At 66.2% G+C, this 15,438-nt stretch carries 12 protein-coding genes; 3 read left to right on the top strand and 9 right to left on the bottom strand.

What is annotated here, in order from left to right:
* Window positions 1-8: 8 nt before the first annotated feature.
* The 4 genes from BSY239_RS03235 to BSY239_RS03220 form a co-directional block, all read right to left on the bottom strand.
* Window positions 9-254: a hypothetical protein gene (locus BSY239_RS03235; RefSeq protein WP_069045575.1), complete on the bottom strand. Its 246-nt coding sequence runs from the start codon at window positions 252-254 to the stop codon at window positions 9-11.
* The gene (gene fdh3B, locus BSY239_RS03230; protein ID WP_056272861.1) at window positions 251-853 is read right to left on the bottom strand and encodes a formate dehydrogenase FDH3 subunit beta; all 603 of its coding nucleotides are present in this window, start codon (window positions 851-853) and stop codon (window positions 251-253) included. Before fdh3B ends, BSY239_RS03235 begins: the two co-directional genes overlap by 4 nt.
* Window positions 854-883: 30 nt before the next feature.
* Window positions 884-3,850, bottom strand: a complete 2,967-nt coding sequence (locus BSY239_RS03225) for a formate dehydrogenase subunit alpha (RefSeq protein WP_069045574.1) — start codon at window positions 3,848-3,850, stop codon at window positions 884-886.
* Between the two features lie 98 nt (window positions 3,851-3,948).
* Complete coding sequence (locus BSY239_RS03220) at window positions 3,949-4,179, bottom strand: formate dehydrogenase (protein ID WP_069048741.1); 231 nt, start codon at window positions 4,177-4,179, stop codon at window positions 3,949-3,951.
* 480 nt (window positions 4,180-4,659) lie between these two features.
* Here BSY239_RS03220 and BSY239_RS03215 point away from each other — a divergent pair, with 480 nt between their 5' ends.
* The 3 genes from BSY239_RS03215 (at window position 4,660) to BSY239_RS03205 (ending at window position 9,980) form a co-directional block, all read left to right on the top strand.
* A complete protein-coding gene (locus tag BSY239_RS03215; RefSeq protein WP_083239779.1) occupies window positions 4,660-6,048 on the top strand; it encodes a sigma-54-dependent transcriptional regulator in 1,389 nt (462 codons plus the stop codon).
* A 103-nt stretch (window positions 6,049-6,151) separates the two neighbouring features.
* Window positions 6,152-8,266 (top strand): sensor histidine kinase, encoded by a 2,115-nt coding sequence (locus BSY239_RS03210; protein ID WP_069045573.1) that lies wholly within the window; start codon window positions 6,152-6,154, stop codon window positions 8,264-8,266.
* Window positions 8,267-8,357: 91 nt separating this feature from the next.
* A complete protein-coding gene (locus BSY239_RS03205) occupies window positions 8,358-9,980 on the top strand; it encodes a WD40 repeat domain-containing protein (protein ID WP_172823064.1) in 1,623 nt (540 codons plus the stop codon).
* Window positions 9,981-9,999: 19 nt separating this feature from the next.
* Here the strand turns inward: BSY239_RS03205 and BSY239_RS03200 are convergent, their stop codons facing one another.
* The 5 genes from BSY239_RS03200 to boxA all read right to left on the bottom strand — a co-directional run bounded on the left by BSY239_RS03200 (window position 10,000) and on the right by boxA (window position 15,369).
* A complete protein-coding gene (locus tag BSY239_RS03200) occupies window positions 10,000-10,617 on the bottom strand; it encodes a TorD/DmsD family molecular chaperone (RefSeq protein WP_069045571.1) in 618 nt (205 codons plus the stop codon).
* A gap of 13 nt (window positions 10,618-10,630) precedes the next feature.
* On the bottom strand, window positions 10,631-12,730 hold the full coding sequence (locus tag BSY239_RS03195) for a 4Fe-4S binding protein (RefSeq protein WP_236944128.1): 2,100 nt from the start codon (window positions 12,728-12,730) through the stop codon (window positions 10,631-10,633).
* Window positions 12,657-13,310 carry a DUF3306 domain-containing protein gene (locus tag BSY239_RS03190; protein WP_069045569.1) on the bottom strand — a complete coding sequence of 218 codons (654 nt, stop codon included), beginning with the start codon at window positions 13,308-13,310 and terminating at the stop codon, window positions 12,657-12,659. Before BSY239_RS03190 ends, BSY239_RS03195 begins: the two co-directional genes overlap by 74 nt.
* A 2-nt stretch (window positions 13,311-13,312) precedes the next feature.
* Entirely contained in the window at window positions 13,313-13,951 is a 639-nt protein-coding gene (locus BSY239_RS03185; RefSeq protein ID WP_069045568.1) for a DUF3305 domain-containing protein, read from the bottom strand.
* 116 nt (window positions 13,952-14,067) lie between these two features.
* Window positions 14,068-15,369 (bottom strand): benzoyl-CoA 2,3-epoxidase subunit BoxA, encoded by a 1,302-nt coding sequence (boxA, locus tag BSY239_RS03180; protein ID WP_069045567.1) that lies wholly within the window; start codon window positions 15,367-15,369, stop codon window positions 14,068-14,070.
* Window positions 15,370-15,438 lie beyond the last annotated feature (69 nt).

Genomic DNA, 15,438 nt, shown 5'->3' with positions numbered 1-15,438 from the left:
GTTCCTCGTCACTTGGACATGCGGGTGTAGTCGTTCTGGCCGTACTGCGCGCGAGCTTTCAGCTGCTGCTCCCAGCTGTTCTTGTCGCCGGTGCTCCAGCCGCTCTGCACGTACTGGCTCTTGCCCACGCCGGTGTAGGGCGCGCCGTCCTGCTTGACGCCGGCGCTGTTCATTTCCTGTGGCTGGTCGCCACAGGCCGCGAGGCCCAATGTCAAAGCCGCAGCTGCGATGGAGAAGATGAAACGCTGGCTCATGATTTGGTCCCTTGTGCAGTGCCGTAGGCGGTGCCCCAGCCCCAGACTTCGGCGCCCTTGCCACGCTGCAACACACGGTTGCGGAAGATGTCGGCCACCACGTCGCCGTCACCGGCGAGCAGCGCCTTGGTCGAGCACATCTCGGCGCAGGCCGGCAGCTTGCCTTCGGCCAGGCGGTTGCGGCCGTACTTCTCGAACTCGTCCTGGCTGCCGTGGGCCTCGGGGCCGCCGGCGCAGAAGGTGCACTTGTCCATCTTGCCGCGCACACCGAAGGTGCCTTGCGACGGGAACTGCGGTGCGCCGAAAGGGCAGGCGTACGAGCAGTATCCGCAGCCGATGCAGACGTCCTTGTCGTGCAGCACCACACCTTCGTCGGTGCGGTAGAAGCAGTTCACCGGGCACACGGCCATGCAAGGCGCGTCGCTGCAGTGCATGCAGGCCACCGAGATGGATTTTTCGCCGGGCACGCCGTCGTTGAGGGTGACCACGCGGCGGCGGTTCACGCCCCAAGGCACCTCGTGTTCGTTCTTGCAGGCGGTCACACAACCGTTGCATTCGATGCAGCGCTCGGCGTCGCAGATGAATTTCATTCTTGCCATTTTTTTCTCCTGTTGCAGCGGGGCGGGTGCTTACGCACGCTCCACATTGCAGATCGTGGTCTTGGTTTCCTGCATCATCGTGACGATGTCGTAGCCGTAGGTGGTGGCCGTGTTGACCGCCTCACCTCGCACCACCGGCATCGCGCCGTCGGGGTAGTAAGGCTTCATGTCTTCGCCTTGCCAGCGGCCGGAGAAGTGGAACGGCAGGAACACGGTGTCCTCGCCCACCCGCGGTGTCACCAGTGCCTGCACGTTGATGCGCGCGCCGGTCGGGCTGCTCACCCAGACACGTTCGCCGTTGCGGATGCCGCGCGCAGCCGCAGTGGCCGGGTTGAGCTCGACGAACATTTCCTGCTGCAGCTCGGCCAGCCAGGGGTTGGAGCGGGTTTCCTCGCCGCCACCCTCGTACTCGACCAGACGGCCCGAGGTCATGATGAGCGGGAATTTCTCGTGCATCTTCTCTTCGATGTTCTTGGTCTGCAGCGACTTGTAGAGCACCGGCATGCGCCAGCGGCTCTTCTGGTCGTCGTGGCTGGGGTACTTGGCCACCATGTCAGGGCGAATGCCGTAGAGCGGCTCGCGATGCTGCGGAATGCCATCGGGGAAGTTCCACACCACGGCGCGGGCCTTGGCGTTGCCGAACGGGTGGCATCCGTGGGCCATGGACACGCGGATGATGGCGCCGGTCGGGTCGGTCTTCCAGTTCTTGCCTTCAGCGGCCTTCTGCTCGGCCTCGCTCAGGTCGGCCCACCAGCCCAGCTTCTTCAGCAGCACGTGGTCGAACTCGGGGTAACCGGTGGTGATCTCGGAACCGACCGAGTACGACCCGTCTTCCGCCAGCAAGCTCTTGCCTTCGCGTTCCACACCGAAGTTGGCGCGGAAGTTGCCGCCGCCGTCCATCACGTGCTTGGAGGTGTCGTACAGGTTGGGCGAGCCAGGGTGCTTGATCTCGGGCGTGCCGTAGCAAGGCCATGGCAGACCGAAATAGTCGCCGGTCATGTCGTAGCCGGTTTCCTTGTCGACAACCTTGCCCTTGGCCTTGAGCGTCTTCACGTCGAAGGCGTTCATGTTGCGCATGTGGGCCTTCAGGCGCTCCGGGCTCTGACCGGTGTAGCCGATGGTCCAGACCGACTTGTTGATCTCGCGCAGGATGTCCTCGGGCACGGGCTCGTCCATGCCCTTGACCTGCTGCATCTTGTAGTTCTTGCTGAGCTCTTTGGCGAAGCCGAGTTTTTCAGCGAACTGGTGCATGATCATGTGATCGCTGCGGCTCTCCCACAGCGGCTCGATGACCTTCTCGCGCCACTGCAGCGAACGGTTCGACGCGGTGCACGAACCGCTGGTTTCGAACTGCGTGGCGGCCGGCAGCAAGTACACCGCGCGGTTGGGGTTCTGGTCTTCGGGCTTGCCGGGCATGGCCGCCATCGACGCGGTGGCCGATGGGTACGGGTCCACCACCACCAGCAGGTCGAGCTTGTCCATCGCGCGCTTCATCTCCAGACCGCGGGTCTGCGAGTTGGGCGCGTGGCCCCAGAAGAACACGCCGCGCAGGTTCGGGCCCTGGTCGATCAGTTCGTTGTTCTCCAGCACGCCGTCGATCCAGCGCGACACGGTGATGCCAGGCTTCTCCATCATGCCGTCGGCGTACTTCGACTTGATCCAGTCGTAGTCCACGCCCCAGGTGGCAGCGAAGTGCTTCCAGGAGCCGGCGGCCAGGCCGTAGTAGCCAGGCAGCGAATCGGGGTTCGGGCCCACGTCGGTGGCGCCCTGCACGTTGTCGTGGCCGCGGAAGATGTTGGTACCGCCACCGCTCTTGCCCACGTTGCCCAGGGCCAGTTGCAGGATGCAGGTGGCGCGCACCATGGCGTTGCCGATGGTGTGCTGGGTCTGGCCCATGCACCACACGATGGTGGCGGGCTTGGCCTCTGCCAGCATCTTCGCCACCTTGAACATCTGGGCTTCGCCCACACCGCAAGCTTCTTCAACCGCTGCGGGGTTCCACTTGGCCATCACGTCGGCCTTCACAGCCTCCATGCCGTAAACACGGTCGTTGATGTACTTCTTGTCTTCCCAGCCGTTGGCGAAGACGTGGTACAGGATGCCGAAGAGGAAAGGAATGTCGGTGCCGGAGCGGATGCGCACGAATTCGTCGGCCTTGGCCGCGGTGCGGGTGAAGCGTGGATCCACCACGATCATCTTGCAGCCGTTTTCCTTGGCGTGCAGCATGTGCAGCATGGACACCGGGTGCGCTTCCGCAGCGTTCGAACCGATGTACAACGCGCACTTGCTGTTCTGCATGTCGTTGTACGAATTGGTCATGGCGCCGTAGCCCCAGGTGTTCGCAACACCGGCCACCGTGGTGGAGTGGCAGATGCGGGCCTGGTGGTCGCAGTTGTTGGTGCCCCAGAAGCTCACGAACTTGCGCAGCAGGTACGCCTGCTCGTTGTTGTGCTTGGAGGAACCGACGAAGTACACCGAGTCGGGGCCGCTGGCCTCGCGCAGCTCTTTCATCTTGGCGGTGATTTCGTTCAGCGCCACGTCCCAGCTGATGCGCTCGTACTTGCCGTTGACCAGCTTCATGGGGTAACGCAGGCGGTACTCGCCGTGGCCGTGCTCGCGCAGGGCCGCACCCTTGGCGCAATGGGCGCCGAGGTTGATGGGGGAGTCGAACACCGGCTCCTGGCGCACCCAGACGCCGTTTTCCACAATCGCGTCGGTGGCGCAGCCCACCGAGCAGTGCGTGCAGATGGTGCGCTTGACTTCGATCTTGCCGGTGCCGTCGATCGACTTGCCTTCAGCGGCCTTGGCCTTCTTCACCAGCACGAGCTGCGAAGCGGCCAGACCGACACCCACGCCCATGCCGGAGCGGCGCAGAAACGCGCGGCGGTCCATGGTGGGCAGGGCCGAAGACAGGCCGCGCTGGAGGTTGTGGACGAAGGTGGAATGCACGCGGGATGCGTGTCCACCCGTGGAGGATGATTTTTTGGTCAGCAGCATGGTTTTGCCTCCTGGGAAGCCGCGTGGGGGACGGCTTGCGCCCCGGTGCGGGGCAGCGAACGAACGAGAACGTGGGGATTCAAGGGACAGCCGTCCGCTCAGATGCGGGTGGTCTGGTAATACTGTTTGACGTGGTCGCTGAGGCTGTAGCCGCCACCCTTGGTGGGCGCGGGTTTGGCCTCGATGGCGGCGGTCTCTTCAACCGGCGCGCGTGGGATCAGGGCAGCTGCCGCGGCGAGTGCGCCGACCGTGGACGCACCGGCGAACAGCGTGCGTCGATTCAGGCCGGAGCGTTCAGCACCTGCGGTCGGGCGGGAGGGCTTGGTCATGCAGATCTCCAGGTTGAAATGGGCCCGCCAACACAACGTGCGGACCTTTTGCATACGTGGAATCTAACCCCAGCCGGAATGGGTTGCAAGGTGGTTCATACGTAGCAAACGGTGATTGCAGCGTTGCAAGCCAAGCGCTCTTCTTGCGGCATTGCAGCATCGGACCTTGCTGCGCTTTTGATAGCCAGAAGCGTGCCATAAGCCAAAGGTATCGGTGTCGCATCAGGCCCGTTTGGCGCCCACCGGCCAGCACACCCTGAGCACACTCACAATCCCGCGGAAGCTCGCACCGCCCGCTTCGGGATTACCCGCATGCCGACGGTGCTGAAGCGCTACAACACCGGACAAGGTGTCGCACGTCGACGCGACAATTTGTCGCACGCACCACGCCTGTTCACGCGCGTCAACACCCCGCACCATCGTGGGGTTTGCGCCAATACCCCACTGTTTTTGTAGGGCTCCTCCGTAGAATCCGGGCGGGTGGACACCTCACTTCTGCCCTCCGGGCCCGAACGAACCCTGGAAGGCTGGCCCGACTGGTCCATCCTGATCGTCGACGACGAACAGGGCATGCTGAACTTCCTGGTGAAGACGCTGGCACCGCGCTGCCACTTCGTGATGAGCGCCACCAGTGCCGAAGACGGCGCGCAGTGGCTGCGTGGCCACCATGTGGACCTGGTCATCCTGGACATCTCGCTGCCCGGCAAGAGCGGCGTGGTCTGGCTCAAGGAGCTGCGCGAACAGGGCTTCACCGGCGAGGTGATCCTGATCACCGCGTTTGCCGACCTCGACACCGCCATTGAAGCGCTGCGCGCGGGCGCGTCCGACTTCATCCTCAAACCGTTTCGTGTGCCGCAGATCCTGAATGCGGTGAAGCATTGCTACGAGCGTTCGCGTCTGCGGCGTGAAAACTTTGTGCTGCGCCGCGCCGTGGCGCAGCCTCCGGGGCGTGGCACGGCACTGGTGGGCAACTCGCAAGACCTGGTGAACCTGCGCGCCTCCATCGCGCGGGTGGCTCCGGTCAACAGCACCGTGTTGCTTCAAGGGGAATCGGGCACAGGCAAGGAACTGGTGGCGCGCGAACTGCACGCCCAGGGCAGCCGCGCCAGCGGTCCGTTTGTGCCGGTCAACTGCGCGGCGGTGTCGCCCGAATTGATCGAGAGTGAACTCTTCGGGCACGCCAAAGGTGCGTTCACCGGCGCCAGCCGCGCGCGCGATGGCCTGTTTCACTACGCCCAGGGCGGCACGCTGTTCCTGGACGAGATCGCCGAGTTGCCACTGCCGATCCAGGCCACGCTGCTGCGCGCGATCGAAGACCTGAAGATCCGCCCCGTGGGCAGCGAACAGTTGGTGCCGCTGAACCTGCGCATCATCGCGGCGACCAACCGCCAGCTCAGCGCCGAGGTGGAGGCGGGCCGCTTCCGCAAGGACCTGTTTTTCCGCCTGCAGGTGGTCGAGCTGAACCTCGCACCGCTGCGCGCGCACAAACAGGACATCCCCGAGCTGGTGGCGCACTTCATGGCGCAGCTCGCGCCTTCGCTGGGCGTGGAGCCGCTGACCATCAGCGACCAGGAAATGGACTTTCTGGCGCAGTACGACTGGCCGGGCAATGTGCGCGAACTGCGCAACCTGATCGAACGCTCGCTGATCCTGGGGGCGCTCAACGTGTCGGCCCTGTACCCCGGGGTGAACAAGGCACCGGACAACGCGACGGCGCCCGCCATGCCGACCGACCTGCACGCCATGGAGAAGCTGCACATCCTCACCGTGCTCGACTCGGTGCAGGGCGACAAGACACGCGCCGCGCAATTGCTGGGCGTCTCCAGACGAACACTCGAGCGCCGAGTGGCGGAGTGGAGCACTTTGTGAAGGCACCCCCGCCGCGCTTCGCGCGACCCCCTCAAGGGGGCGATGCCTGCGGCCCGGCAAAGCCGGTTCCGCGGCATCTCTGGACTGGGTCACGCCGCCTCCAATGACGGTCTGGCGTACCCCCAACTGGCTGGCCGGCTCGGTCCGCAACAAGCTGCTGGCCATGGCCTTGCTGCCGCTGCTGGTGGCGTTTCCGCTCATGGCGCTGGTGCTGGTGCTGTGGGGCAACGCGGCCTACGATCGCTTGCTGATCACCAAGGTGCGCAGCGACCTCGCGGTGGCGCACGGCTACTTCGAGCAGGTGTTGAGCGAGGTGGGCTCGGGCACGCTGGGCGTGGCCGGCTCGCAAGCGCTTTACGCCGCGCTTGCGCCCACCAACAGCGACCGCAATGCTCTGAACGAACAGCTTGCCCTGGCGCGCGAGCGGCTCGGCCTCGACTTCCTGCTGCTCTACAACGCACAAGGCCAGGCGCTGGCGCGCGCCGTGCCCACGGGACTCAGCCGCGCCGACGCCACTTCACACATCCCTCCCATGCCTGCTGCGCTCGGCACAGCCGTGCAGCCTGGCCGCACCAGCGCGCAGGCCCGGCTGCTGCTGCTCGAACCGGAAGCCCTCGACGCATTCGCACCCCACCTGTCGCCGCGCCTGCGCATACCTCTGGTGGCCACGCGCAACGCCGCCCCCGCCACGCGCGAGGCCGAGCATCGCGCCATGGTGATGCTGTCCACCCACCCCGTGCTCGATGCCAAGGGTCGGACCATCGCGGTGCTCGCGGGCGGCCTGCTGCTCAACCAGAACCTCGACTTCATCGACCACATCAACCGCATCGTCTACCCCGAGGGTGCCCTGCCCTTCGGCAGCCAGGGCACGGCCACGCTGTTCATGGACGATGTGCGCATCACCACCAACGTGCGCCTGTTCCAGGACCAGCGCGCCATCGGCACCCGCGTGTCGCAAGCGGTGCGCGACGCGGTGCTGGGCCGCGGCAACACCTGGCTGGACCGCGCCTTTGTGGTGAACGACTGGTACGTGTCGGCCTACGAGCCGCTGCAGGACGCCACCGGCGCGCGCATCGGCATGCTCTACGTGGGCTTCACCGAAGCGCCGTTTCGGCTGGTTCGCTACGCCATGATGGCGGCGCTCGGTCTCATCTTCCTGCTGGTCACCTTGCTGTCGGCCGTGCTCTCGATCCGCTGGGCGCGCAGCATCTTCCAGCCGGTGCAGCGCATGAACCGCACCATGCAGCTGGTGGAAGAAGGCCACAGCACCTCGCGTGTGGGTGAGCTTGAGGCGCGCGACGAACTCGGCGCGCTGGCCGGCCACCTCGACGAACTGCTGGACGTGATCGACGACAAGACCGCCGCGCTGCAGCGCTGGGGCGAAGAGCTCGACCACAAAGTGGCCGAAAGAACGCAAGAGCTGGAGGCGAGCAACGCTTCGCTGCAGATGGCCCAGCTGCAACTGGTCAAAAGCGAAAAGCTCGCGGCCATCGGCCAGCTCACGGCCAGCATCGCGCACGAGATCAACAACCCGATCGCGGTGATGCAGGGCAACCTCGACCTGATGCGCGAGACCCTGGGCACGCACGCGCAGCCGGTGCGCGGCGAGCTGCAGCTGCTGGACGAACAGGTGGAGCGCATGCGTCTGATCGTCACGCAGTTGCTGCAGTACGCACGGCCCACCGAGTACGCGGGTTATGTGGAGTCGCTGGACCTCAACCGCACGGTCAACGACTGCCTGGTGCTGGTGGGGCATCTGATGTCGCAGACGCAGATCGAGGTTCGGCGCGAGCTGCGAAGCACACGCCGCGTGGGCTGCAACCGGCAGGAGCTGCAGCAGGTGATCATCAACCTGTTGATCAACGCGATCCAGGCCATGCCGCAAGGCGGCGTGTTGCGGCTGGTGACGCAGGACTGGGTGCCCGAGGGTCCGCATGGCGTGCACGCGGGCGGCGCGCTCTTGCGCGTGGAAGACGCCGGGCACGGTCTGAGCGCTGAAGCGCAAGAGCGTTTGTTCCGTCCGTTCTTCACGACGAAGAACGACGGCAATGGCCTGGGCCTGTGGATCAGCCAGGGCCTGGTGGAGCGCTACGGCGGCAGCATCTCGGCGACCAACCGGCTGGACGGCAGCGGCGCGGTGTTCACCGTGCAACTGCTGACGGACCCTCAGGCGCCATCGGCCACGGCGACCAACGACGGGCGGCCAGGCGGCCTCTGAACCGGGGCACAAATACTGCCGGGGGGTTATAGGCAGCGCCGGGGGCATGGGCTGCAATCACTGGGTCTTTCAGCCCATGTGGAAACCCGACGTGACCACCTTTCTTCACCTCTCGCGCTGCCTGCGCGTCCTCCCGCTGCCGCCCCTGTTGTTTGCCGCCTTCACGCTCACAGGCTGCGGCGGCGGTGATGGCGACAGCAGCACGCCCCCACCCACGCCGGTCCTGAACGTGGCCATGCAGGACATCAAGACCCTGCGGTTCAGCTGGACCGTCACCGACCAGGCGACCAGCTACCGGCTGTTCGTGCAAACCGATGCGTCGGCGGCGCGCGAGCCTGTGGCCACGCTGTCTGCCAACTCCACGCAGCACGACCTCAACGTCTTCCTGCCCGATCAGGTCAACGCCCGCTACATCCTGCAGGCCTGCAATGCTGCCGGCTGCATCGACGCGGCCACCGCGGATATCCAGACCGCCCTGTTGAACAGCGCCGTGGGGCATTTCCAGGGGACGGCCGTCGGGGACGAGATGGGCATCGCTGTGGCCTTGTCCGCCAACGGCGGCACCCTGGCGGTGGGGGCGCCCGGCGATGACCAGCAGGTCACCGACAGCGGGGCGGTGTACCTGTTCAACCGCAGCCCCACGGGATGGGTGGCGCAGGCGATGGTGAAGGCTCCCACGCCCGCCACGGACGACCGCTTCGGCGTGGCACTGGCCTTGTCGTCCGACGGTCAACGGCTGGTGGTGGGTGCCAGTGGCCACGCCAACGGGAGAGGCGCTGTCCACAGCTTCGACTTCATGGGGGGCCAGTGGGTCCAGACGTGGTTCCAGGTCGATCCATTTCCCTGGACCGTGCTGGACCATCCGCGCCGCTTCGGAGGCGCCCTGGCCCTGTCCGCCGATGGCAACACCCTGGTCGTGGGTCGGGTGGACGGTGACTACACCGCGCTGGTCTTCGGGCGCGACAGCGGCCAGTGGACCTCACAAGCCGCCTTTCCGGCCAGCGGGGCGTTCGACGGGTTCTCATACGCCCTCTCAGGCGATGGCAACACCCTGGTGATCGGACGACCGAGCGCCGACACCGGTGTCGGCACCTCGGGCGCGGTCGATGTCCATGAGCGCACGCTGGGGGTCTGGCAGTCGTCCACAACGCAGCTGATGGCTTCCAACGCCGAAGATGGCGACAACTTTGGCTGGTCGGTGGCCATCTCGGGCGATGGACAGACCATCGCCGTCGGCGCACCTCTGGAAGACGGTGAGAGCTCCGGCGTGAACGGCCCGGACGGGGCAGGAAGCCCCAGGAGCGGCGCCGCCTATGTCTTTGCGCGCAATGGCGGTGCATGGCAACAGCAGGCCTACGTCAAGGCCTCCAACACCGGGCCTGCCGACTGGTTCGGCCATTCGGTGGCGCTCTCCAACGATGGCAGCACACTGGCCGTCACGGCAGCGGACGAAGACAGTTCGGCCCCGGGTCTGGACGGGGTTCAAGGCGACGACAGCATTTCCACTGCCGGCGCCTCCTACGTGTTCCGGCGCCAGGCCGGCGCCTGGCAGCAGAGCCGCTACGTCAAGGCATCCAGCCCCGCCGGATCCGCCCGGTTCGGTGAGAGCATGGCGCTGTCGCTGGATGGCCAGTCGATGGCGGTGGGTGCGGTCAACGACCACCGTCCGGCCAGCGGCATCGGAGACGGCACCGGCGCCGTTTACCTCTACTGACCGGCCGTGGACCGCTGGCTCAGGCCAGCATGTCGAAGCCTTGCGCCTCCACACCCACGAACGCGCGGGTGAACGCCGACAAGGTGGCGTAGAAGCGGGCCTTGGGGTGCGCAGCGATGTCGTCGCACATGCGCGTCACCCAGGGCTGCAGGTGGGTGGTGAAGAACTTCTGCTGCTGCGTGAGGTTGGCCACTTCCACATCGTCACCCGCGATCAGGTAGCGCATCACTTCGCAGAGGTAGGCCACGTGGTCTTCGGTTTCGGACATGGTGTCGTCGCGGCCGAGACCCAGGGCAGCCAGGTCGGTGCGCAGCGCGGCCAGGGGCTTCTCGTTCAGAAAACCGCTCAGGTAGTGCGATCCGAAGAGATAGATCTCTGGCTTGCCCACGCCGCCAAAGAGCGCGTTGTACTCGGCGGTCAAGTCCGCGTCGTCCATCTCGCGCGCAGCGGCCACCACATCGCGCCACGGCTCTTCCAGAAACCCCCCGGCAGCGGGTGCTTCGGTCACGGCCACGCGCAGCTGGGCCAGCAGCTCGCTGGCGGGTGGTGCGTAGTACAGCGCGGCCAGGAGGCCGTACACCTCGGCGCGGGCAGTTTCTTCGTCCAGGGCGGACGTGATCGGAATGCTGTTGTTCATGGCATCAATGGTTTCACAGGTCGGTGATGCGGGTCTCGCCCGGATTGGAGTACAGGTCCACCACGCGGCAGTCGCCGCACATCTTCAGGCGCTCCAGCGCTTCGCCCTGGAACATGGCGTGCCCCGAGAGTTTGCCCAGCATCACCTCGATGCCCTTGAGCGTGCCGAAGGGTTTGGCGCAACGGATGCAGTGGTAGGGCTGCGCCTCGTTGAGCACGCGCAACTGCTTGCGCTGCTCGCCGATCAACAGGCGCGGTTGCAGCGTGATGGCGTCTTCCGGGCACGTGCTGGCGCACAGGCCGCATTGCACGCAGTTCTTCTCGATGAAACGCAATTGCGGGCGCTCGGTGTTGTCCTGCAAGGCGCTGGCCGGGCAGGCGCTCACGCAGCTCAGGCACAGCGTGCAGGTGTCCTTGTTGACGTTGATGGTGCCCAGCAACGATGCGCCGGGCAGCGCGATGGCTTCCATGGCCGGGCGTTGGGCGGCGCTGTCCTGCAGCAGGTGGTCGATGGCGAGTTCCACCGTGGCGCGTTTCTCGGCCTGGATGGCAAACGTGGCGCGGCGCTTGACCGTCTGCGCAGGCGCGATGACCAGGGCGGCGTCGAGCGCCTGCACGTCGTTGGCTTCAATCAGGCGGAAGTGGTGCCCGCTGTAGCCCAGACCCAGCACCAGGGCTTGCGCCACGGCCATCTGCTCGCGCACCGCCTCGCGGTACTGCGGCGCTTCTTCGCCGGTCATGAGCACCCAGACCTGCGAGGCGCCGTAGGCAAAGGCCGAGAGCCACACGTCGAGGCCGATGGATGCCGTGTGCCACAGGGGCATCGGGATCACGCGCGCGGGCACGCCGCGAAACGCCTTGTTCATCGACGCCACGCGGCCGAGTTCGTTGACCAGCGCCGAGCCGGCTTCCTGGCTGTGCAACAGCAGCGCGGCGTTCTGGCCACCCGCCTTGGCGTAGGTGGCCAGCAGGGTGCGCAGCTTGACGCCCTGCTCGCTGGCGCGCGGATACGCATACGACAGCGCACCGGTGGGACACACGGTGGTGCAGGCGCCGCAGCCCACGCAGAGGTTGGGGTTGACGACGATCTGGTTGCGCTTGATCTCGCTGCTGATGGCCAGCGCGGAACAGACTTCCACGCAGGCGTTGCAGCCCACGGTTTCGTTGCGGCCGTGCGCGCAGAGTTTCTGTTTGTAGGTGAAGAACTTGGGCTTCTCGAACTCGCCCACCAGTTCGCGCAGTTTGAGCACCGTGGCCATGCCGGCGGCGTTGTCGATGCCGGAAGCCAGATGGAAATAGCCTTGGGGATGGGCGTGCTGTGAGAACGCGGGCAAGGTCCGCAGGTCCAGCACCATGTCGAATGTTTCGCTGTGCTCCTGGGCGTCGCGCTGGAAGTTGATGGCGCCCACCGCGTCGCAGGCCTTCACGCAGGCGCGGTGGCTCTTGCACTTGTCCATGTCGATCTGGTAGTCCAGACCAATGGCACCCTCGGGGCAGACGGCCACGCACGCGTTGCAACGCGTGCAGAGGTCCAGGTCGATCGGGTTGTTCGTGGTCCAGGCGACCGTGAACGCGCCGAGCCAGCCGCGCACTTCACCGACGGTGCCCGCCATCACCGGGTAGCGGCGCGTCTGCATGCCGGTTCCGCCGGTGGACATCAGGCTGACCTCCAGCGTGTCGGACACGAGGTCTGCCACGCGCTCGGCGTCTTGCAACGCGCCGATGATCAGCAGGCGACCCGCGCTCTTGTACGTGACCGTGGGCACCGGTTCGGCGTCGGGCAGGCGGGCGGCGGCCAGCAGCGCGGCCATCTTGGGCGTGGCGTCCTGGCCCTCGCGGCCCCAGCCGCCGGTTTCGCGGATGTTGACGAACTTGATGGGCCGCACGTCCAGCGACACCGCGCCCTCGGTCTGTTCGGAGAGTTCGGTGAAGAGGCGGCTTTCCTGGGTGCAGGCCACCACCAGGTCCTCGTTGCTGCGCGCCGCACGCTGGAAGGCGGGGGCGTCGCGGCGGCACAGCGTGGTGTGCAGGGTCAGGTCTTCATCCAGGGCCTCGCCCAGAACCTTGGGGTTCAGGAGCATGGTCTGGTTGCAATTGCAGATCAGCGTGGTCATCGTGGGGGTCCGGTGTCTCGGGGACGGTGGTGTCGTTGTTGTCGTCGGGCAAGGCTTCTTCGGCCTCTGGCGCGGCCTGGGCCACCTCTGAGGGCAACTCCGCGGGTTCTTCGAGTGGCTCTGTGCTCACGGTGGCGGCCGGCTTCACTTCGTTCGGGTCGTCCACCAGTTTGAGGAACTGCGCACCCACCATCTTGGCCATGTCGGCCATCGACAGCGGGCTGGGCTGGGAGTAGTCATCGATGTAGATGTCCAGCCCGTCCATGATGTTGTAGTGCGGGTCGGTGAAGAGCTTCTTCACCGCGGCGTTGCGCACATCGGGCGACACGCTGCGCGCCACGAAGGCCGAGTAGTCGGACTCGGGCGTGAGGCGGGCGACGTCATCGAGCGTGAGGGCGGGGGGCGCCTCGGGCGGCTCAGCCACCACGGGTGCCGGGGGAACCATCGGGGCAGCCACGGCGGCGGGCGCGATCACCGCAACCGGCGGCGGAGGCTCGGGTGGCAGCGGCTCACCGGTGCGCACCTGCACCTTGCGGCGCGACCAGCGCGAGAAAAAGTTGTCGTCGTCGTTCGTGGCCATGGTCACTGTCCAGGCGCCTGGCCACCACCGCGCTGCTTGTCGGTGCTGATGCGCACGGGCTGGCCGAAGCGGTCGGTCAGCGGCTGGAAACTCTGCGGGCGCTGGCGGCGCTTGGGTTCGGGCTGGTAGGTGGCGTCCACGAAGCCGCGCAACCAGTCCACCACCTCGGGCGCGGCGGGCACCTGGTCCACGCGCTCCTGCGCGTCGAGCCAGCGGCCGGCGTCGTGGTAGCTGAGCGTCACGATTTGCGGCACGGCCATGGGCTCGCCATCGAGCAGACGGGCTTCGTCGGCACGCCAGAACACCCAGAAGCACGGGTTCGGGCTGTTGAGGTTGAGGAAATAGCCTTCGGCGTCGTCGCGAAACAGCATCACGCGAAAGCGCGGGAACAGCCAGTGGGTGGTGGTGTCGGCTTCACCGCTGACCGCGTCCACAGGCTCCACCGCCTGCGGCTCGTGGTCGTGCTCCACCCCTTCGGCCTCGGTCTCGTCCGGGCTGCCGCGCAGCAACACGTCGGCCAGCACCCAGCGAAAGGGCTGCCAGCGGCTCATGGGGCCACTCACCGGCTCGCGCCGCATCACCACATCGACCTCGATGGCGGGTCGGCTGCGGGTGGGGGCTGGGGGATGGGGGTTGTTCATACGAAGGCAGCAATGTACGGCATCCCGCCTTCGCACGGGACGTGTGTACCCGCTTCACCACGCACGGTTTGCAGCTATGGCAGACCAATCCCTGCCTCGGCGCACCCCGAGGTAAGTCAATAGGTCTCCAAGTGCAGCCGACCTTCGCGTTTGAGCGCTGCGCCGATGGTGTCCCAGTTCAGGCCGGCACCCTGGGCCACATCGCGCAAGGCCAGCACCACGCCCTCTTCCATGCTCTTCAACCCACACACATAGAAGTACGTGTTCGGGTCCTGCAGCAGCACAGCCAGGTCGGCGGCACGCTCGCGCATGGCGTCCTGCACATAACGCTTGGGCGCGCCCGGCGTGCGGCTGAACGCGAAGTTGGTGTCGATGAAGTCCTTGGGCAGGTTCTGCAGCGGTCCGAAGTACGGCAGCTCTTCCTGCGAGCGCGCACCGAAGAACAGCATCAATTTGCCGCCTTCGAACTTGCCCGATGCCCGAAGTCGCCGACGCCACTCGGTCATGGCGCGCATGGGCGCGCTGCCGGTGCCGGTGCAGATCATCACGATGCTAGACCTGGGGTGGTTGGGCATGAGGAAACTGGCGCCGAACGGCCCGATCACCTCGACCTTGTCACCCACCTGGAGGTCACACATGAAGTTGCTGGCCACGCCGCGCACCGGTTCACCGTCGTGGTCTTGCAGCACACGCTTGATGGTCAGCGACAGGTTGTTGTAGCCCGGGCGCTCGCCGTTGCGCGGGCTGGCGATCGAATACTGGCGTGCGTGGTGCGTGCGGCCGATGTCATCGACGCCGGGCGGCACCACACCGATGCTCTGGCCTTCCAGCACCGGGAACGGCATGGCGCCGAAATCCAGCACGATGTGGTGCGTGTCGTAGTCGCTGCCGGCGGTTTTGCCGACCTCGGTGACACGCACGTTGCCGACCACTGTGGCGGTGACCGTCTTCTGCGCGGCCTTGGGGCCGTAGAGGTTGGTGTACGCATGTGCGGCCGACCACGGCGGCAAGGTCGAGCCGAAGGCCGACGAATTGAAGAGCTCCGCACCGCTCGGGTCCTTGGCCACGGCCGGCGCGGCGGCGGGTGCGCGCGCCACGGCCACATCGGCGCCCGCATCGGTCAGGCCCTCCAGCTCTTCCGGCGGCAGCTCGGCGGGCAGCTCGTTCCAGGTGAGCTGCTCTTCGGGCGTGTACGCACGCACCAGCGGCATGGTTCGCCAGTTGTCGATGGAACCGGTGGGGCACGGCGAGATGCAGTCCATGCACAGGTTGCACTTCGCGGCATCGACCACGTAGTTGACGTTGTCGTGCGTGATCGCCTGCACCGGGCAGATCGCTTCACACGTGTTGCAGCGAATGCAGATTTCGGGGTCGATCAGGTGCTGTTTGATGACAGCAAGTTCGGCTGGGGCGTTCATGGGTGTCTCCTGGAGCCCTCCCCCTCGGGGGGAGGGTTGGGTGGGGGCCTGCGGAGTCTCGCAGAAGTT

Source organism: Hydrogenophaga sp. RAC07, from assembly GCF_001713375.1.
Classification (GTDB): Bacteria; Pseudomonadota; Gammaproteobacteria; order Burkholderiales; family Burkholderiaceae_C; genus Hydrogenophaga.
Note: the sequence above shows the minus strand (reverse complement) of the source record. Positions and strands in the feature narration are given on the sequence as shown.